The organism is Pseudomonas sp. MH10 (genome assembly GCF_034353045.1).
In the GTDB taxonomy this organism is placed as follows: Bacteria; Pseudomonadota; Gammaproteobacteria; order Pseudomonadales; family Pseudomonadaceae; genus Aquipseudomonas.
This window is the reverse complement of record NZ_CP133783.1, coordinates 5,384,987-5,404,480: the sequence shown is the minus strand read 5'-3', so window position 1 is coordinate 5,404,480 and position 19,494 is coordinate 5,384,987. Positions and strand designations below refer to the sequence as shown.

Annotated in this window: 16 protein-coding genes, 4 tRNA genes and 1 pseudogene; 7 read left to right on the top strand and 14 right to left on the bottom strand. The window is 57.6% G+C overall.

The features are described from left to right. Positions 1 to 46: 46 nt before the first annotated feature. A complete protein-coding gene (locus RHM59_RS24435; RefSeq protein ID WP_322165500.1) occupies positions 47 to 2,263 on the bottom strand; it encodes a DNA internalization-related competence protein ComEC/Rec2 in 2,217 nt (738 codons plus the stop codon). 136 nt (positions 2,264 to 2,399) lie between these two features. On the opposite strand from RHM59_RS24435, the gene RHM59_RS24430 reads away from it, so the two are divergent. Continuing rightward, on the top strand, positions 2,400 to 2,915 hold the full coding sequence (locus RHM59_RS24430; RefSeq protein ID WP_322165501.1) for a DUF2062 domain-containing protein: 516 nt from the start codon (positions 2,400 to 2,402) through the stop codon (positions 2,913 to 2,915). Positions 2,916 to 3,044: 129 nt separating this feature from the next. On the opposite strand, the gene RHM59_RS24425 is transcribed toward RHM59_RS24430, so the two are convergent. The 3 genes from RHM59_RS24425 to RHM59_RS24415 all read right to left on the bottom strand — a co-directional run bounded on the left by RHM59_RS24425 (position 3,045) and on the right by RHM59_RS24415 (position 5,534). Then, a complete protein-coding gene (locus RHM59_RS24425; protein WP_322183546.1) occupies positions 3,045 to 3,848 on the bottom strand; it encodes an ABC transporter permease in 804 nt (267 codons plus the stop codon). Continuing rightward, complete coding sequence (locus RHM59_RS24420; RefSeq protein ID WP_322183544.1) at positions 3,845 to 4,777, bottom strand: ABC transporter ATP-binding protein; 933 nt, start codon at positions 4,775 to 4,777, stop codon at positions 3,845 to 3,847. The genes RHM59_RS24425 and RHM59_RS24420 overlap by 4 nt, the downstream gene beginning before the upstream one ends. 133 nt (positions 4,778 to 4,910) lie before the next feature. Continuing rightward, positions 4,911 to 5,534, bottom strand: coding sequence for a glutathione S-transferase (locus tag RHM59_RS24415; protein ID WP_322165504.1), 624 nt, complete (start codon positions 5,532 to 5,534; stop codon positions 4,911 to 4,913). 264 nt (positions 5,535 to 5,798) lie between these two features. Between RHM59_RS24415 and RHM59_RS24410 the strand changes: the two genes are divergently transcribed. Together RHM59_RS24410 and RHM59_RS24405 are read left to right on the top strand one after the other, a co-directional pair. Beyond that, on the top strand, positions 5,799 to 8,246 hold the full coding sequence (locus RHM59_RS24410) for an acyl-CoA dehydrogenase (protein ID WP_322285616.1): 2,448 nt from the start codon (positions 5,799 to 5,801) through the stop codon (positions 8,244 to 8,246). 98 nt (positions 8,247 to 8,344) lie between these two features. Continuing rightward, entirely contained in the window at positions 8,345 to 8,755 is a 411-nt protein-coding gene (locus RHM59_RS24405; protein ID WP_322165506.1) for a PA2817 family protein, read from the top strand. Positions 8,756 to 8,838: 83 nt separating this feature from the next. On the opposite strand, the pseudogene RHM59_RS24400 reads toward RHM59_RS24405, so the two are convergent. Beyond that, a pseudogene (locus RHM59_RS24400) lies at positions 8,839 to 9,183 on the bottom strand (hypothetical protein); the annotation flags it as partial. A gap of 165 nt (positions 9,184 to 9,348) precedes the next feature. On the opposite strand from RHM59_RS24400, the gene RHM59_RS24395 reads away from it, so the two are divergent. Continuing rightward, the gene (locus RHM59_RS24395; protein WP_322285615.1) at positions 9,349 to 9,957 is read left to right on the top strand and encodes a cysteine dioxygenase; all 609 of its coding nucleotides are present in this window, start codon (positions 9,349 to 9,351) and stop codon (positions 9,955 to 9,957) included. Next, positions 9,954 to 11,537 (top strand): rhodanese-related sulfurtransferase, encoded by a 1,584-nt coding sequence (locus tag RHM59_RS24390; protein WP_322285614.1) that lies wholly within the window; start codon positions 9,954 to 9,956, stop codon positions 11,535 to 11,537. Before RHM59_RS24395 ends, RHM59_RS24390 begins: the two co-directional genes overlap by 4 nt. A 62-nt stretch (positions 11,538 to 11,599) precedes the next feature. Here the strand turns inward: RHM59_RS24390 and RHM59_RS24385 are convergent, their stop codons facing one another. From RHM59_RS24385 to RHM59_RS24365, 5 genes are all read right to left on the bottom strand, one after another. Continuing rightward, complete coding sequence (locus RHM59_RS24385; RefSeq protein WP_322183540.1) at positions 11,600 to 12,637, bottom strand: NADP(H)-dependent aldo-keto reductase; 1,038 nt, start codon at positions 12,635 to 12,637, stop codon at positions 11,600 to 11,602. Between the two features lie 197 nt (positions 12,638 to 12,834). Continuing rightward, positions 12,835 to 12,910: transfer RNA gene (locus RHM59_RS24380), tRNA-Gly, on the bottom strand. A 3-nt stretch (positions 12,911 to 12,913) separates the two neighbouring features. Beyond that, positions 12,914 to 12,989, bottom strand: a tRNA-Glu gene (locus RHM59_RS24375). Positions 12,990 to 13,090: 101 nt separating this feature from the next. After that, positions 13,091 to 13,166, bottom strand: a tRNA-Gly gene (locus RHM59_RS24370). 3 nt (positions 13,167 to 13,169) lie between these two features. After that, positions 13,170 to 13,245, bottom strand: a tRNA-Glu gene (locus RHM59_RS24365). A 267-nt stretch (positions 13,246 to 13,512) separates the two neighbouring features. Here RHM59_RS24365 and RHM59_RS24360 point away from each other — a divergent pair. Further along, positions 13,513 to 14,277, top strand: a complete 765-nt coding sequence (locus RHM59_RS24360; RefSeq protein WP_322285613.1) for a hypothetical protein — start codon at positions 13,513 to 13,515, stop codon at positions 14,275 to 14,277. A gap of 51 nt (positions 14,278 to 14,328) precedes the next feature. Here the strand turns inward: RHM59_RS24360 and RHM59_RS24355 are convergent, their stop codons facing one another. Together RHM59_RS24355 and RHM59_RS24350 are read right to left on the bottom strand one after the other, a co-directional pair. Then, positions 14,329 to 14,814, bottom strand: a complete 486-nt coding sequence (locus tag RHM59_RS24355; protein ID WP_322165511.1) for a GAF domain-containing protein — start codon at positions 14,812 to 14,814, stop codon at positions 14,329 to 14,331. Continuing rightward, positions 14,811 to 15,701: an ATP-binding protein gene (locus RHM59_RS24350; RefSeq protein ID WP_322183538.1), complete on the bottom strand. Its 891-nt coding sequence runs from the start codon at positions 15,699 to 15,701 to the stop codon at positions 14,811 to 14,813. The genes RHM59_RS24355 and RHM59_RS24350 overlap by 4 nt, the downstream gene beginning before the upstream one ends. Positions 15,702 to 15,785: 84 nt before the next feature. On the opposite strand from RHM59_RS24350, the gene RHM59_RS24345 reads away from it, so the two are divergent. Then, positions 15,786 to 18,098: a hybrid sensor histidine kinase/response regulator gene (locus RHM59_RS24345; protein ID WP_322183536.1), complete on the top strand. Its 2,313-nt coding sequence runs from the start codon at positions 15,786 to 15,788 to the stop codon at positions 18,096 to 18,098. Between the two features lie 245 nt (positions 18,099 to 18,343). On the opposite strand, the gene RHM59_RS24340 is transcribed toward RHM59_RS24345, so the two are convergent. After that, positions 18,344 to 18,829, bottom strand: a complete 486-nt coding sequence (locus RHM59_RS24340) for a glutathione peroxidase (protein ID WP_322165514.1) — start codon at positions 18,827 to 18,829, stop codon at positions 18,344 to 18,346. Positions 18,830 to 18,943: 114 nt separating this feature from the next. Then, positions 18,944 to 19,339, bottom strand: coding sequence for a peptide-methionine (R)-S-oxide reductase MsrB (msrB, locus tag RHM59_RS24335; protein WP_322165515.1), 396 nt, complete (start codon positions 19,337 to 19,339; stop codon positions 18,944 to 18,946). Between the last annotated feature and the right edge of the window lie 155 nt (positions 19,340 to 19,494).

Here is a 19,494-nt window from a genome sequence, read left to right as displayed (position 1 = left end):
ATAGGGGCGCCCGCACACCGAACCCTGCGATGAGTTACTGCACCATTCAATCGCGCCAGAAACGCCGCCCAGCACGTTCCGCCTGCGGCTGATTGTATCGCCCCAATTGCAGATGAATGGCGCCTAGCTCCGCGCTGTCATAAGGCTGTATCGACAACGCTGCAAAACGCGCCATTACACGAGGATGGGGGTGTCCGAAGGCATTATTGCGACCCCGGGAGATCAGCACCCCCTCCGGTTCGACAGCCTTTAGAAACACCATCGACGAAGAACTTCGGCTGCCGTGGTGGGGGGCCTGTAACCAGCGTGCGCGCAGATCGAAATCGCTGTCGATCGCCACGCGCTCGGCGGCGGCATCGATATCCCCGGTCAGCAGCAAACGTTCACCGTTGGCGTCGACCATCAACACACAGGACGCCGGATTGCTCTCTGTCGCCGCCTCCCAGCGCCACGTCGTGAACTGCACGCCGTCCCATTCCCAGCGTTCGCCGCTTTTGCAGAACTGTGCATTCAACGCTGCAGGCACTTCGGTCGCTTCGCCGCTGAGCACGCGCGCAACGGGCAAGCCCTCATAGACCGCCATGGCGCCACCAATGTGATCGGCGTGGGCATGGCTGAGCAACATAACGTCGAGACGGCGCACCCCGGTTTTGCGGATGGCGGGCAACACCACCCGCTGGCCGATATCAAAATCCCCATAGCGTGGACCGGCATCGAACAACAACGTGTGCCCGCGGGTGCGCAGCAACACCGCCAAGCCTTGGCCCACGTCCAACTGCAACACCTCGACCTGACCGTGCGGAACAGCTTTCAGCGGTGGAAATACGCACAGCAGCAACAACGGCCATCCCAACAGACGCAACGGCACGCCACTGGGCAGTAACAATAAGACACCGCCCAACAGGCTCAGCCACCAGGCCCACCAAGGTACGGCGCTGCCTGTCCAGGCCGGCATCATTGCGCCGATCAGGGCCAAGCCTTGAAACAACCACTCCAACAACCCACCTGCCAGCCATAACAACCCCTCGCCCAGCACCGGCACAGGTAACAGCAACGTGCCGAGCAAGGCCAGCGGCAACACCACCACGCTGACCCACGGCACCGCGAATAAATTGGCCAATGGCCCGCTGACGCTGACCGGCAGGTTCAGCGCCAGTAACACCGGCAGCAATCCGATGGCGATCAACCATTGGGCGCGAGTCCAACTCTGCAGCCAACTCCATTTACCCAAACGACCGCTGAACACCAGGATCAGGATGCCCACTGCCGCGAACGACAGCCAAAACCCTGGCTGCAAACTGACCAGCGGTTCGAACACCAGCACCGCGTTCAGCGATAACAGCAACGGCCACCCCACGCCCAGATGCCGAAAACGCAACCGCCAAAGCAAGACCATGCCGATCATGGTGCAGGCACGCCGCACTGGGACTTCGAAACCCGCGAGCAAGCCATAACCGAGTGCCGCAGCAAATGCCAAACCACAGGCCCAGGGCAACCAAGGTAGACGGCGCGGCCACAAGCCCCAACGGGCCAACCCGGCGACCAGCATGTAAATCAACCCGGCCAACAAGCTGATGTGCTGACCCGAGATCACCAATAAATGCACGGTGCCGGTGTCCTGCAACACCTGCCAATCGGTGGTGCTCAGCCCCGAGTCATCGCCCAACACCAAGGCCGCCAGCCCCCCTTCTCGACCTTGGGCATCAACGGCCAACAAGTGCTGACGCAGCGCATCGCGCCACGCTGAAGTAGCGGGCGCACGTCGCTGACCGTCAACCACCGTGCCCGTTGCGCCAATACGCTGCGCGAGAAGCCAGGCCTCGTAGTCAAACGAGTCGGGGTTGACCAACCCCGTCGGACGCTTGAGTTTGACCGCCAAGCGCCACTGCTCACCGCTGCGCACCGGTGGTCCGCCGTACCACGACAGACGCATGCGCTGCGGCAACTCGCTGCGCCGGGATTGTGCGCCGTCCAATTGAAACCGAACCACACCCTCGGCCGACTGCGGCAGCCCGACCACTTTGCCTTCTAGCCATAACGTCTGGCCGTCGAGGCGAATTGGCAGGCGATCATTCAGTGCAGACTGGGCCGAGAGACACGCCCAACTGAAACCAAACAGAAAAAACGCCAGTGGATAACTGCGAAACGGCAACAGCATCAGCGCCATGATGGGCATCAACCACGCCAACCACGTCGGCGGCAATACGGGCAAAAAGCGAACGGCTAAAAGCCCCAGCGCGAGCGCCACCATCCCTGTGCGCATAGTCATACCTTTTAAGAGTCAGCCCTTTGGATTAGCCCACTCAGCCAGCCACCGCTTTATTAATTGTCACAAAGTCTAAATTTGATGTGCGCAGAATCTATGCATACTGACCGCCACTTTTGAGACGGAAAGCCGTATGCCGCGTCGTCTGATCAAACGTTTCATGCCGGATCCGACCAGCATCAGGGAACACAAATCCTTACGCTATTTCGGGCGGTTCCTGCAGGATCCAAACCTGTGGCACCTCAATCGGCACTCCGTTTCCCGCGCCATGGCGCTGGGTTTGTTTGCCGCGCTGATGCCAATCCCGTTTCAAATGCTATTGGCTGCGGCCTTGGCCATCGCACTGCGCGGCAACCTGCCGATTGGCATCAGCCTGGTGTGGCTGACCAACCCGATCACCATGCCGCCGGTGTTTTATTGCACCTACAAAATCGGCTCATGGTTGCTGCAACTTCCCCCGCGCCATTTCCCGTCCGAACTGACCTGGGACTGGATCAGCGGACAGCTCTCCACCGTGTGGCAGCCTTTATTGCTGGGCTCGATGATGGCAGGCTTGGTGTTTGGCGCGCTGGGGTTCGGACTGATCCAGCTCTACTGGCGCTGGTCGGTAAGTAGGCGGTGGAGACTGAGGAGGGAAAAGCGTGGGTGAATCTGAGGGACCGCGTCGCCTGCTTCGCGAACAAGTTGGTTACAGATGCAACGCTGGGTTCGGCCGCATGCTTTTAAGGGCGGGCGGCCATCTGTAGGAGCCAACTGGTTGGCGAAGGCGCTTTGAAACCTACTGTCGCATCCCACGCCCACTGACCAACAACCGCACGCAGCCGAGGTACAGTGCGATGGTCGCGATGACCATAAAGCTCATGGCCACGCTGATGCGAATATCAGACACACCGAGAATGCCGTAGCGGAAGGCGTTGACCATGTGCAGCACAGGGTTGGCCAGTGATACCGTCTGCCAGAACGGCGGCAGCAAGTTGATCGAGTAAAACACCCCGCCCAAATACGTCAACGGCGTCAGAACGAAGGTCGGGATAATCGAGATATCGTCGAAGTTGCGCGCGAACACCGCGTTGATGAAGCCCAGCAGCGAGAAGATCGTCGCCGTCAGCACTACCACAATGATCGTAATGCCCAGGTGATGGACCTGCAGGTCAGTAAAGAACATCGACAAGATCGTCACGATGACGCCCACCATCAGACCGCGCAAGACGCCGCCCAAGGTAAAACCAATCAAGATGGTGTGGGGCGAAACCGGCGAAACCATCAATTCTTCAATAGAACGCTGGAACTTGCTGCCGAAGAAACTCGACACCACGTTGCCGTAGGAGTTAGTGATCACCGACATCATGATCAGCCCCGGCACGATGTACTGCATGTAGGTAAAGCCACCCATCCCGCCAATCTGCTTACCGATCAGGTTGCCGAAGATCACGAAGTACAACACCATGGTGATCGCTGGCGGGAGCAGGGTCTGCGGCCAGATTCGGGTGAAGCGGCGCACTTCACGGTACACGATGGTGTTGAGTGCGATCAGGTTAGGCCGCAGCTCGGAGACACGTTCAATACGGGGCTCAGCACTCATACGGCCACCTTCGCCAGATTTTTTTCTACTAGGGACACGAACAGCTCCTCAAGGCGATTGGTCTTGTTGCGCAAGCTCACCACTTCGATGTTCTTCAGCGCCAGTTGGCCAAACAACCCAGTGATACCGATGGTTTTATCCACCTGCACTTCCAGTGTGTGGCTGTCGACCAGCGTCGCCGGGTAACCGATCAACAGCGGCGCTACCTGATACGCGTCCTTCAGATCCAGCAGAAAGGTCTCGACGTGCAGCGTGTTCAGCAACTGCTTCATGCCCATGTTTTGAACGATGGTGCCGTGATCAATGATGCCGATGTTGCGGCACAGGTGCTCAGCCTCTTCCAGATAATGCGTGGTGAGGATGATGGTGATGCCTTTCTCGTTCAGCTCAGTGAGGAAGGTCCACATCGAGCGCCGCAGCTCAATATCCACACCTGCTGTCGGTTCATCGAGAATTAACAGACGCGGCTCGTGAATCAACGCCCGAGCAATCATCAACCGACGCTTCATACCGCCAGACAAGGCACGCGATGGTACATCGCGTTTGTCCCACAGCCCCAACTGAGTCAGGTACTGCTCGGCGCGTTCTTTGGCGATTTTCGGCGGGATCCCGTAATAACCGGCTTGGGTCACCACGATGTCGAACGTTTTCTCGAACTGATTGAAGTTGAACTCTTGCGGCACCACGCCAATGCAGCGTTTCAACGCGGCGGGGTCGCGATCGAGGTCATGACCGAAGATATTCACGGTTCCGCTGGTCTTGTTCACCAAGGTCGAAATGATACCGATGGTCGTGGATTTGCCGGCGCCGTTCGGGCCGAGCAAGGCATAAAAATCACCTTCAGCGACATCCAGTTCGATACCGTTCAGGGCCTGGAAACCGTTGCCGTAGGTTTTGGTTAGCTGCCGTATGGACAGAGCGGAACTCATAACTGGAATACACACCGAAAAAGAAAGGAGAGGGAATAAATAAGGGCGAACACAACTGTTTACAACTGTGACGTACCGGCAATGTTGCTTGGCAACGCCACGCAAGTACAGCGCCGCGTGTTGATAGTGACTATTAATTCAACGTGGTCATGACGGCCTTGCGGTACGCCGGACGTTGTTTCAAGCGCTCGTACCAGGCTTGGAGATGCGGCAGCGGTGGGCGTTCAATCGGCATCTCGAACCAGGCATATATAAAGCTGCCCAAAGGAATGTCGCCCATGCCGAATGCTTCACCCGAAAGGTAGGGTTGTTCGGCCAATACCTCATCGGCCACCGCCAGCACCTCGGCACACACTTTGATGGCGGCGTTGATTTTCGTCCAATCCTGTTGCTCGGCTGGGGTTCGCACCACGCCCCAAAATACCGGTTTAAACAGTTCCGCCACCGAAGAGGTTGTCCAATCCATCCACTTGTCAGCGCTGGCGCGCGCAGCCGGATTTTCTGGATACAGCGCTGTGCCGGGCGCATAACGCGCTGCCAGGTAACGCACGATGGCATTGGATTCCCAGAGCAACAGGCCGTCATCTTCAATCAGTGGAATCCGCCCGTTGGGGTTCATCGCCCGGTATTCAGGGTCATCAACGATACCGAAGGCGCCGCCCGCATCAATGGCTTCATATGGCACTGCCACTTCCTGCGCACACCACAGCGCCTTGCGGACATTGGAAGAGTTCTTTCGGCCCCAAATCTTCAGCATTGCCTTTTTCCTGTGTTGATCGCGGGATTAAACGAGGTGAATACGTCGCGCGCCAGTCTACCCTCAGCCGCTATTGAATCCAGCCACAAAAAGTACCGTGCCGAACTCCACACGCGCCCAGCGGTCACTATCGATACCCGGGATTTGACGCTGAAATCCCCGACCCATTGACCGACGCTTCCCCTCTACCGATCCACTCGTTGTTTGACGCCCTCTTCACCTGAGGCCGTCTAAGCTCTTGGTTGTCATCACGGAGAATTATTTATGTTGTTGCTGTGGATTGTGGTTTTGGTGGTCGGCATCGCCTACCTCGCTCACCGACGCATCGCGCCGCTGCCCGCCTTGGGTATCGTGGCGCTGTACTTGCTGGCCATGGGCATTTCAAGCCATGCCCATGGTTGGCTCATGGCAATCCTTTGGGTGCTGTGGCTGGCGGTCTTGCTGCCCCTGGTGCTGCCGGATCTACGCCGCAAATACTTCACCGCGCCGTTGTTTTCCTGGTTCAAGAAAGTCCTGCCACCGATGTCGAAAACCGAGCGCGATGCCATCGATGCCGGGACCGTCTGGTGGGACGGCGAATTGTTCAGTGGCCGGCCTGACTGGGAAAAGCTACTGGCTTACCCCAAGGTGCAATTCACCGAAGAGGAACAGGCCTTCATTGATGGCCCCACCGAAGAACTGTGCGCGATGGTCAGCGACTGGCAGATTGGCCAAGCGATGGACCTGCCACCCCACGCCTGGGAACACATCAAACAGCACGGCTTTTTTGCCCTGATCATTCCCAAGGAATACGGCGGCAAAGGTTTCTCGGCCTACGCGCACTCCCAAGTGGCGATGAAGCTGGCGACCCGCAGCGGCGACCTGGCCTCCACGGTCATGGTGCCCAACTCCCTGGGCCCCGCCGAACTGTTGCTGCATTACGGCACCGACGAACAGCGCAATCACTACCTGCCGCGCTTGGCCCGAGGCGATGATATCCCGTGTTTCGCCTTGACCGGCCCGCTGGCTGGCTCCGATGCGGGCGCGATGCCGGACACCGGGATTATCTGCAAAGGCCAATGGAAGGGTGAAGAGGTCATCGGCCTGCGCCTGAATTGGGAAAAACGCTACATCACCCTTGGCCCGGTCGCGACACTGCTGGGACTGGCATTCAAGGCGTTCGACCCGGAGCACTTGCTGGGTGAAGAAGAGGACTTGGGCATCAGCCTGGCGCTAATCCCCACCGACACCCCCGGCGTTGAAATCGGTCGCCGTCACCTGCCGCTGGGCGCGGCGTTCATGAATGGCCCGAACGCCGGCAAGGACGTTTTTATTCCGCTGGAGTTTCTCATCGGCGGCCAAGAGATGCTTGGCAAAGGCTGGATGATGTTGATGAACTGCCTGTCTGTCGGGCGTTCGATCTCGTTGCCTGCGGTGGGCACCGGCGCGGCCAAGTTCACCAGCTTGGTGACCGGGCAATACGCGCAGGTTCGTGAACAATTCAACGTGCCGTTGTCCGCGTTCGAAGGCATTCAAGAAGCCATGGCGCGGATCGGCGGCAATGCCTGGCTGATGGACAGCGCGCGAATGCTGACGGCCAATGCCGTCGATCTGGGGGAAAAACCCTCGGTCTTGTCGGCCATCTTGAAATACCACCTGACCGAGCGCGGCCGCGAATGCATCAGCCACGCCATGGACGTGCATGGCGGCAAGGGCATCATCATGGGCCCGAACAACTATTTGGGCCGTAACTGGCAAGGGGCGCCGATCTTTATCACCGTCGAAGGCGCGAACATTCTCTCGCGCAATTTGATGATCTTCGGTCAAGGCGCGATTCGCTGCCACCCGTTCGTCCTCAAGGAAATGGCCTTGGCCGGTCGTGAAGACCAAGACCGTGCGCTGGAGGAATTCGACGGCCTGTTGCTGAAACACATCGGTTTCGCCGTGAGCAACGCCGCCAGCACCTTGGTGCTCAACCTCGGTTTCGGTCACCTCGAAACCGCGCCGGGCAATAGCCTGAGCCAAGGTTATTTCCGGGCGCTGAACCGACAGGCTGCCGCCTTTGCCATGCTCGCCGACTTGAGCATGATGCTGCTCGGTGGCGAACTGAAACGTAAAGAGCGGCTGTCCGCCCGTCTCGGCGACGTCCTCAGCCATATGTACCTCGCTTCTGCTGCGCTCAAGCGCTATCACGACCTGGATTCACCCGAGTACCTGAGCCCGCTGTTTCGCTGGGCCATGGAAGAAAGCCTGGGTAAAGCCGAGCAGGCATTGGATCAACTGCTGAACAATTTCCCGAGCCTGATTTTGGGCCGTGTACTGCGCGTGCTGGTGTTCCCGTTTGGTCGTCGTCACACCGGGCCGTCGGACCGGCTGGATGCTGAAGTCGCTGAAGTCATGGGCCGGGCCAAGGGTGATCCGACGTTGGAGGCCATGCTCGCCGGCTGCTACCGTCCGCAATCGGCGGATGATCCGGTCGGCGCTTTGCAGCACGCGTGTGATCTGCTCAGCGCCAGCCATCCACTGCAACAAAAGCTCCACCACGCGCTGAAAAGCGGTCAGGTGAAACCGATGGCCGGTGAACATCTGATCGACGCAGCGTTGCATGCCGGCGTGTTGCAACCGGTGGAAGCCGAAACACTGCGGGCCGCTGAAGCCGCACGGCGCAAGGTGATCGACGTCGATGACTTTGACAAAGAGGCGCTGACGCTGGCCGAGGGCAAGACGCGCTAACGCTGGGCGGATGATTGGAAGTAGCCGTTTGTTTTTACAGACGGCGGGCGCACAGGGTTTATACTCTCGCGCCCGTTTTTGCTTTTGAGGACTTCACCATGGCCGACGCCACGCTCGCCCACCAACTGAACCTGCTGACACACCTGCGCAGCATCCTGGTCGCCCTTGGCGAGGCCGAGCAAGTTCCCGAAGAAAGCCATGAGTTGTTTATGGAGCGCTTCGACGAACTGGTTGAGCTGCTGCCCCGCGACCCAGTCGAGAGCCAATACCTGGGTCAGGAAATGCTCTGCCAAGTGATCCAGCGCTACCCGCAAATTGCTCATTTGGTCCCGCGTGACCTGCTGTGGTTTTTCGCTGGCGACTGCCTGCACTTCATGCCTGACGACGAAATCGAGCTGTACCAGGCACTGGAAGAACGCCGCTACGAAGCCGAAGAAAACGAAGAACCCTTCGACTGGAACCAGGAGAAAGCGTTGCTTGCGCTGTCGATTCAAGACAGCAAGCACTGATCAACGCTCACTGCAGGCACTGATTTATTGGCTGGGATCCCCTCGGACCGTGCCAGGCACGCAGCGGCGCAAACACGTTCGATTCACGCAGCGTTACGGGTTTGCTTAAACGACTGCGCCACCAGAGTACCGAACGAAGCCACCGCGCCCTGCAAGTTACCGAGAAAGCGTGGATAGATCAGCCACACGTCCATAACCGACTTGAAATCCTTGAGCGGCATGACCGCCAATCAGGTTGCCGCCCAACCGATCAAGACTTGGGCGCGCAAATCAGGAAATTGCGCCCGCAGATGCTTAAGCGCATCGATCAACACCCCATCACCGATAGTCTGCGGCACCCCCAGACGCAACAGACCGCTGGGCGGTGTATCGCTGGCAACCAACTCTCTAAGCGCGTCCATTTCCCGCAGGACCCCCAAGCATTTCTGGGATCAGGCTGTTTCGCCAAGCACGTCGAGCGTTTGCGCTGCGCCAAAAAGATATTAAATGCACTTTAGTTATAAAAAAATCATTAAAAAACAGCATATTAACTTTCAGTACTGTGTTTATATTTCTCCAACCACCGCCGTATCAGCACTGGCTTCGGAATCAACATGACGCAGACTCGGCACCCGGAACGACTCAGAGCTTTCATTGGCGCGCTGGCGGAGCTGATTGACAGCAACCCGAGCGAAGGCGATTTGCTGCATCGCGGCGGCGAACTGCTGTCGCAACTGGTCAGCGTCGACGACTGGCTGCCGGACGACTACGCCACTCCTGACCCACAGCACTATCAACAATTCTTGCTGCACGCCGATTCGCGTCAGCGCTTCTGCGTTGTCAGTTTCGTCTGGGGCCCTGGCCAGCGCACGCCGATTCATGACCACCGTGTCTGGGGGCTGATTGGCATGTTGCGCGGCGCCGAGTTTGCCCAAGGTTATGCCCGCACCGAAAGCGGCCGACTGGAACAAGAAGGCCCGGCCATTCGCCTTGAGCCCGGTCACGTTGAAGCCTTGTCACCGCGCAGTAACGATATTCACCAAGTCAGCAACGCCTTCAATGATCAAGTGTCGATCAGCATTCACGTGTACGGCGCCAACATCGGCGCGGTAAAGCGGGCGGTGTATCAGCCCGACGGGTCAGAAAAACTGTTCATCTCCGGTTATTCCAACACGCTTCTCCCGAATATCTGGGACCTGTCTAAAGAAGGCCAACACCCATGAGTAACCTCGCCACCCGATCCTTTGCCGACATCCGTCGCGCACTGCTGGCCCATGAAGAACTGGCGCTGGTGGATGTTCGTGAAGAAGCGCCTTTCGCTGAGGCCCATCCGTTGTTCGCCGCCAACATTCCGCTGTCGAAACTCGAACTCGAAGTGTTCTCGCGCATCCCCCGTCGCGACACCGCCATTACGGTGTATGACGACGGCGAAGGCTTGGCGGCGATAGCGTTGCAACGATTGAGTGAACTCGGCTACAGCGATGTGCGACTGCTGCAAGGCGGTTTACAAGGCTGGCGCGAGGCCGGCGGCGAACTGTTTATCGACGTCAACGTGCCGAGCAAAGCCTTCGGCGAACTGGTGGAAAGCCAGCGCCATACGCCGTCATTAGCGGCCGAAGAAGTGCTCGCGCTGATCGACGCCAAGGCTGATGTGGTGGTGCTTGATGCCCGTCGCTATGACGAATACCAGACCATGAGCATTCCCGGCAGCATCAGCGTGCCGGGCGCCGAACTAGTGCTGCGCGCCCGGGAACTGGCGCCGGACCCCAGCACCCGGATCATCGTCAATTGCGCCGGTCGGACGCGCAGCATCATCGGCACTCAATCGTTGGTGAATGCGGGGCTGCCGAATCAAATCTCGGCGCTGCGCAATGGCACCATTGGCTGGCTGCTGGCCGACCAAAAACTGGAACACGGGCAAGCTCGACGCTTCGCCGCCGTGTGCGAAGACACCCGTAAACTGGCCACCGCTGATGCGCTGAAGGTCGCGCACAAGGCCGGGGTCAAGCGTGGGTCCCGCGCCGATTTACATCAGTGGCAAACCGAGACAGGCCGCAGCACCTACCTGTTTGACGTGCGCACCCCGGAAGAATTTGCCCAAGGCCATCTGCCCGGTTCGCGCTCGACACCTGGCGGGCAACTGGTGCAGGAAACCGATCACTACGCCAGCGTGCGCGGCGCTCGACTGGTATTGATCGACGACGATGGCGTGCGGGCCAACATGTCCGGCTCTTGGCTGGCACAACTGGGCTGGGACGTGTTCGTCGTTGGCGACTTGCAGCCTAAGGATTTCAGCGAAAAAGGCGAGTGGGACGCGCCCATTCCCGAACCGCGCCAAGCCGAAGAGATCAGCGCCCAAACCCTCGCCCAGTGGCGTGATCAAGGTTATGTTGCGGTGCTGGATTTCACCACCAGCGCTAACTACGTTAAACAGCACATACCCGGTGCGTGGTGGGTATTGCGTGCGCAACTGAAACAAGCGCTAGGGAATATTCCCGTCGCGCAACGCTACGTGCTGACCTGCGGCAGCAGTCGCCTGGCGCGGCTCGCCGTGGCGGAGGTCGAGGCGTTAACCGGCCAGCCAGTTTTCCTGCTCAAGGGCGGGACAAGCACATGGTTCGCCGCAGGCTTTGCCGTGGAAACAGGCGAAAGCCAGTTGGCTTCGCCGCGCATTGACCGCTATCGCCGACCTTACGAAGGCACCGACGCGCCACGTAAAGCCATGCAGGCCTATCTGGATTGGGAATTTGGTCTGGTCAGTCAGCTTGCTTGCGACGGCACCCACGGATTCTTCGTGATCTAGAAGAGTCCGAGGCGCTACGCAGTCAAAAGCGCTCCTAGCGCGAAAGGCCATGCTGCACTTGATTACGGCGCAGGGTTGGGTTGCCGGGTGTGGATGGCTTCGATACCCGCCAGCACGTCCTGCGACAGTTTCACGTCGGCGCTGGCCAGGTTGCTGGTCAATTGCTCCAGCGTGGTGGCGCCAATGATGTTACTGGTCACGAACGGTCGGCTGGTGACGTAGGCCAATGCCATTTGCGCCGGGTCCAGGCCGTGTTCGTGGGCCAACGCCACGTAGGCTGCGCTGGCGATTTCAACCTGTGGATTGTTGTAGCGCTGGAAGCGTTCAAACAGCGTCAGCCGACCCGACGCAGGGCGAGCGCCGTTGAGGTACTTGCCTGCCAGCACGCCAAACGCCAAAGGCGAATAGGCCAACAAACCGATCTGCTCGCGAATCGCGATTTCCGCCAAGCCGATTTCAAAGGTGCGGTTAAGCAAGTTGTAAGGGTTCTGGATCGATACCGCCCGTGGCAGGTGAAGGCTTTGCGCCACGTGCAGGAAACGCTGGGTGCCCCACGGCGTTTCGTTGGACAAACCAAAATGGCGAATCTTGCCCGCCCTCACTAAATCGTCCAATACCGACAAGGTTTCTTCGATCTCAACCGGCTGATCATGCGCATCATGGGTGTAGCCCAGCACGCCAAAAAAATTGGTTTTGCGGTCCGGCCAATGCAACTGGTACAGGTCCAGATAATCAGTGTTCAACCGCGCAAGGCTAGCCTCCACCGCCGCAGTGATGTTGACCCGATCAAGCCGTGGGTTGCCGTCCCGAATGTGGTCCATGCGACCTGGTCCGGCGACTTTACTGGCCAGAATCCAGTCATTACGGTCGCCGTACTTCTTGAAGTACTGGCCAATAATGCGCTCGGTCTCGGCGTAGGTTTCGCCGCCCGGCGGTACCGGGTACATCTCCGCAGTGTCAAGAAAGTTGACCCCTGCATCCTTGGACTGACGAATCTGTGCGAAGGCTTCTTCTGCGGTGTTTTGCTCGCCCCAGGTCATGGTGCCCAACGCGATGGCGCTGACCTTAAGGTCGGTCTTGCCCAGTGAACGAAACTCCATCGATAACTCCGTCTGGCTCAACTATAAAAAAGTGCCCTGAGTCGGGCGCTCGAATTGCGATGACTATCAAGCACCTGCCAAGGCCGACGACGCCAGTCTTTTTTCCGACTCGAAGGCTTTTCGCTCGACCCAAGCTTCCAGAACTCAAAAAACGCACACGCAAAAACGCCGCTCATTGAGCGGCGTTTTTGTACAAATGGAGCGGGAAACGAGACTCGAACTCGCGACCCCGACCTTGGCAAGGTCGTGCTCTACCAACTGAGCTATTCCCGCAAATGGCGTCCCCTAGGGGACTCGAACCCCTGTTACCGCCGTGAAAGGGCGGTGTCCTAGGCCACTAGACGAAGGGGACGCTGCCCGGAACATACGCTGTATGTCCCAGTGTCCAAAACATGATCCGAAGACCCTGCCTTGGTTTCACCAGCCCTGTCCTAAAACAAGACTGCTTAAAAATGGAGCGGGAAACGAGACTCGAACTCGCGACCCCGACCTTGGCAAGGTCGTGCTCTACCAACTGAGCTATTCCCGCAAATGGCGTCCCCTAGGGGACTCGAACCCCTGTTACCGCCGTGAAAGGGCGGTGTCCTAGGCCACTAGACGAAGGGGACACGCGTACAACATTCACTACTTATTTGCGCTTCGCTGTGTGCTTTACGCTGTAAGTGGCGCGCATTCTATGGATGCAAGGGCATGTCGTCAACCCCCATCTATAAATATATCTAAATCAATGACTTCCCTGAGCTTTGCGCATGCTGAGCAGTCACCCGGTGCCTGAATATCAGCGCCGTTAGTTTGACGAACACCCGTTGCACCTATCGGCCCACTAGGTTAAACACTACACTCAGCCACACAATTACCTAAATGAGGTTTCAACGGTGACACCACTCATAATCACCCTCTTGGTTATTGCCGGCATCGCTATCCTGATTGCCATTGGTTTCCTCAATCATGTAGCCGAAAACAAGAAACTGGAACGCGCTCGCCTCAGGGTTGAGCTGACTGACCGCTTGCGCCGTTGCGGTGAGATCACTGAAACGTTTCCGGGCCAATTGATGACACCGAGCCTCAAGCTCCTGCTGACGCGTCTGGAGCTCAACGTCAACGCGCGCCTGCAAGCACTTAATAGAAGCGGCAGCGCGTTTCGGGAGCGCATCGCCGAGCTGACAGCGCTGATCGACCTGGGCGATCAGATCCCGATCAACAACCCTCCCAGCCCGATTCAGACCGAAGCCAAGGCCAAAGACGTGCGTTTCTTATTGGAAGCGTTACACGGTCAAATCACTCGCGCCGCCCATGACGGCTTTTTACCGACGACTGAAGCCAAGCAGTGGGTAAAACAAATTCGCCACCTTATGGTGATACTGCACATCGAGTTTTTTAATAACCTTGGGCAACACGCCCTCGCTCTGGAGCAACCAGGACAAGCCCGTTTGGCATTCGAGCGCGGGGTGCAGTACTTGCGCAAACAGCCGGAGCCGGCGGTTTATCATGAGCAACTCACTTACCTGGAAAAGCTCTTGGCACGTTGTAATTCAATGGTGTTAGCAGAAACAGCGGCGGTCGAAGGCGAAGAAAACGTATTGACCGACGGACTGAAGATTGACGATGCAGATTGGAAGAAAAAGGTCGCTTACGACTGATGTTTCAATTCGTGCGGCAGACACAACTGGGCGTGTCTGCCTGCACCGGGCTTAGTCGCAGGTCGTGAGCCTTAGGAATATCGCCACCAATTGTTCAACCCCGGCCTGATCATCTTCGCAGAAGCGTCCGACACTTGGGCTGTCCAGATCAAGTACGCCCATCAATTTTCCGTCTTTGATCAGTGGCACCACCAGCTCGCTGGCGGAGGCGCTGTCGCAGGCAATATGCCCGTCGAACTCATGGACGTCCCTGACCCGCTGAGTCGTCCGACTGGCCGCCGCCGTGCCGCACACCCCACGACCAAACGGAATTCGCACACAGGCGATCTGGCCTTGAAACGGCCCCAGCACCAATTCCTCGCCCCGCGCCAAGTAAAAACCTGCCCAGTTCAAGTCCTCGAGCTGGCTGAACAAGAACGCCGAAAACTGCGCAGCGTTGGCAATAAAATCACGCTCGTGCGCCAACAAAGATTCCAGCTGTGCGGTTAGCAACCTATAGCCATTGAGGCCAGCGCCGCTACTGTGAAGATCAATCATGCTTGCTGCTCCAACAATTTAAGACCCACCCAATAGCGCGCGAACTGATAAGCGCAGCGGCCATTGCGATTGCCACGGCCAGTGGCCCAGCGCACAGCCGTGAGGTCCAACTCTTCATCACGCTGCCACGCCAGCCCGGATTTCGCGGCCAATTCACCGATCCAGTGCTCGACCACGCTGAGGAAGTGCTCTTGGGTAAACGGATAGAACGACAGCCATAAGCCAAACCGGTCGGACAGGGCAATTTTGTCTTCTACCCCTTCGCTTGGGTGGATTTCGCCATCGACCTGTTTCCAGTTTTCATTATCACTGGATTTTTCGGGCACCAAATGGCGACGATTGGACGTGGCATACAACAATACGTTGTCGGGCGCTTGCTCCAGCGAGCCGTCCAAGACACTTTTAAGTACCCGGTAATCACTCTCCCCCGCTTCGAACGACAGGTCATCGCAAAACAGCACGAACCGCTCCGACAACCCTTGCAATTGCTCTACGACACGCGGCAAATCACCCAAATGATCGCGCTCGATCTCAATCAAGCGCAGGCCGTCTTTGTGGTTCTCGGCCAGCAATGCCCGCACCAGCGACGACTTACCAGTGCCCCGCGACCCCCACAGTAATGCGTGGTTGGCGGGCAAGCCGTCGATGAACTGGCGAGTATTACGCGCCAGTTGATCGCGCTGCCGATCGACACCAATCAAATCAGAAAGACGCATGTCCAGACTGACTTCCAGCGGCATCAAATAACCCGAACGACCTTCCTGCACCCAGCGCGCGGCGAGGCTGTGAGTCCAGTCCACGGGGTTGCGCAAGGCCGGCAGCAGTGGCTCCAATCGAGCCAAAACGGCGTCGGCCCGCTCAAGAAATGTTATTAACCGAGAGTCCACAATGTCTCCTTAATTAAACTGATTAACCGCTTGGCCCGATCAGCTATGCTTCTTCGCGATGGCAAACGAGGAATGGCTCTGCCCATGGATATATCGTTCACCCACCGCCTGTCGTTCAAGCAAGCGCGTCTGGCAGTATTGGTCGGCTTCATTTTAGGAACCTTGCTTAGCTTGGTTCAAATCGCTCTCGATTATGCCAGCGAAGACGCATCGATCGATCGCGAAATTCATTCTTTGCTGGAAATCAGTCACAACCCCGCGTCGCGAATCGCCTACAACATCGATGCTGAACTGGCGCAGGAATTAATCCTTGGGTTGTTGCACTCCCCCGCGGTGGTTGGCGTTCGGCTCAGCGACAACAGCAACGCCACCCTCGCCAGTGTCGAGCGTCCACGCGCCCAAAGCCGTTACCGGATCGTCAGCGACTTCCTTTTTGGTGCAAGCCGTGAATTCGATGACCCTCTGCGATTGGATCACATGCCCACTGAACCCATGGGGACGTTGCACCTGACGGTGGACACTTTTGCCTTTGGCCGTCATTTCCTGCAACGCGCCGAAATCACCCTAATCAATGGGTTTGTTCGCAGCCTGATATTAAGCATTATTCTGCTGCTGCTGTTTTACATCACCCTGACCAAACCGCTGGTGGGCGTGATAAGCGCACTCAGTGGAACTGACCCGCGCCGACGGCTGCAATCGCCATTGCCCTGCCCCCCCGGTCATGAGACGGACGAAATCGGCGTGCTGGTGAAGGTTGCCAATCAGCAGTTCAAAACCATTGCCAGCGAATTCGCGCAACGGCGCATCGCTGAAAACAACCTCAACGACCATTTGAATGAATTGGAAAACATTGTCTCGGCGCGCACTGCCGAACTCAAAGCCATTAACGCTCGCCTCAGCCAATCCAACGATGAGCTGCTCGTGGCACGCAGTACGGCCATAGACATGGCCCATGCACGCGCGGCTTTTCTGGCAAACATGAGCCACGAGATACGCACGCCGCTCAATGGGTTGCTGGGCATGCTCTCGCTGTCACTGGACAGCCCGCTCAATGCCGAGCAGCGCCAACAACTGTCCATTGCCCATGACTCGGGCAAAGTGCTGGTGGAGCTACTCAACGATATTCTGGATCTGTCAAAATTCGATGCCGGCCAACTGGAACTGGAAAATATTCCGTTCGACTTGGGTGCGCTGGTCGAAGACACGGCCAATCTGCTGTCGCAAAACGCGGCGCCCAGTGTCGAATTGGCGTGCCTGATCGACCCGCTTTTTCCGGCTTCGATCATGGGTGATCCGACCCGTGTCCGGCAGATCGTCAGTAACCTGCTGTCCAATGCGTTGAAATTCACGCGCTTTGGCCGCGTCGACGTCCGCCTGAGCGCCCACGATGGTGGTATTAAAATCGATGTCAGCGACACCGGCATCGGCATTGCGGCCAACGACCAAGCGAAAATTTTTCAACCGTTCACTCAAGCAGCGGTCGGCATCACTCGTCAATACGGCGGCACCGGCCTCGGCCTGGCTGTGACGCACAATTTGTGTGGTGCTATGAAAGGCCGATTGAGCGTGGAGTCAAAGGTTGGCTTCGGCAGCCGGTTTAGTGTCGAGTTGCCGCTGCCCACCCATGCGCCCGCGTCAGCGCCTGGAAAACTCCAAGGCCGAGTTGTTGCTGTAACCTCGGCCGACAGTGGTCTGGCCGAACTGTTAGCCGGCCTGCTACCTGGCTGGGGGATTGATTATCAGCGCCGCAGCATCGGTGACAGTTTGTTTGGATTTGATCCAGACCTGCTGATTACCGATTGTCCAGAATGTTTGTTTGGACTGCGCCCGGCCATCACCGCACCTATCTTGTTGGTGACGGCGTACGGCAATTTCATGCCCAGCGAAGAGGTCAGCGCCCTTTCACCCCTCCAGCAACAAGCTCGACCGCTGGCCCGAACGGCGTTGTATCAAACATTACGCCGCACGCTGTTGCCTGAAGAGTACATCTCGCGAGAACGGCTGTTGCAAGATCGAGCAGCCACTCACCGCGCGCGAATTTTGCTGGTGGAGGACAACCCGGTGAATCAACTCGTGGCCAAAGGCATGCTGAGTAAACTGGGCTGCGAGGTGGTGGTCAGTGGGCAGGGGGTCGAAGCGCTGGAGCGACTGGAAGAACAGGACTTCGACCTGGTGTTGATGGATTGCAACATGCCGGTGATGGATGGCTATGAAGCCAGCCGGCAGATTCGCCAAAGCGGACGCTGGCCGCAATTACCAATCATAGCCCTCACCGCCAACGCCATGCCCGAAGAACGCGAACGCTGCCGCGCTGCCGGGATGAGCGACTACTTGGCCAAACCCTTTCGTCGCGAAGAACTGATCAGCTTGTTGGATCAGTGGTTGAAGCCACGCTGAGCGTCAACAACCTGTAGGAGCCAACGTGTTGGCGAAGGTCCTTCGGACCTATCGCAGCCTTCGACAGCTCCTACAGAAATCTGCGCAGCGCCAGAATCTGTGGGACCGAATTTATTCGGGAAGGCTTCAGTCCTGACACCCTGCAACCTCAAACCACACAAAAAGCGCCACACAGTTTGCTGTGCGACAGCGCGGCGTCGAAGACGTGGCGGACCCTCCTACAGGATTTGGATGGCGCGGTATGGCTATCTCAATAACGCTTCGATCTCTGCGCTCATGTCTTGCGGTTTGGTCAGCGGGGCGAAACGTTTAACCAGTTTGCCGTCTTTGCCAATCAGGAATTTGGTGAAATTCCACTTGATCCGCTCCGAGCCCAAAACCCCCGGCGCCTGCTTTTTCAACTGCACGAACAGCGGGTGAGCCTCGCTGCCATTGACGTCAATCTTTTTGAACAGCGGAAAACTGACCCCGTAATTCAGCTCGCAAAACTCAGAGATAGTGCCTTCGTTGCCCGGTTCCTGATGGCCAAACTGATTACACGGGAAACCCAACACCACCAGACCTTGATCCTTGTAGGTCTGCCACAACTGCTCAAGGCCTTTGTACTGTGGGGTGAAGCCGCACTTGCTCGCGGTGTTGACCACCAATACCGCCTTGCCAGCGAAATCCGCTAAGGTTTTCTGCTCACCTTTGATAGTGGTGCACGGGATGGTCAGCAGATTTTCGCTCATGGCAACACCTACAAAAAGAGTGGAATGTGTAGGAAACATAGTGCGCAATTGACTTGCGCACAATTTAATTCATCCCATCGATATCAAGGCATAAGAGGTCAGACCACCCCCCGGTTACTCGCGCGGGACCAACTCCAGGCACACCGAGTTAATGCAATAACGCAAACCGGTGGGCGCAGGGCCATCGGGAAACACGTGACCCAAGTGAGCATCACATTTTGCACACACCACTTCAGTTCGAATCATGCCGTGTGTCATATCACGAATTTCAATCACGGCACTGCCTTCGAGCGGTGCATAAAAACTCGGCCAGCCGCAGCCGGAATCGAATTTCGTTTCGGAGTCGAACAGCGGCTCGTTGCAGCACACACAGTGATAGACGCCTGCGGTTTTGGTGCCGTTGTACTTGCCGGAAAACGGGCGCTCGGTCGCTTTGAGACGACAAACGTTGTACTGCTCCGGGTCAAGCATCGCTTGCCATTCTTCGCGGGTTTTTTCCAACTTTTCCACGGGTACACCTCCACAACTGAAAAAGCCCGATCTGTATCTTTTCCAAGGATCGGGCGGCACGTATGATTGCGCCTCGTTAGACGCCAGTCTGTCACCCACGTTTCATGCATACAAACCCATTTTTCATGGCGTTCTGCTCGGCGATCCACGTGGTG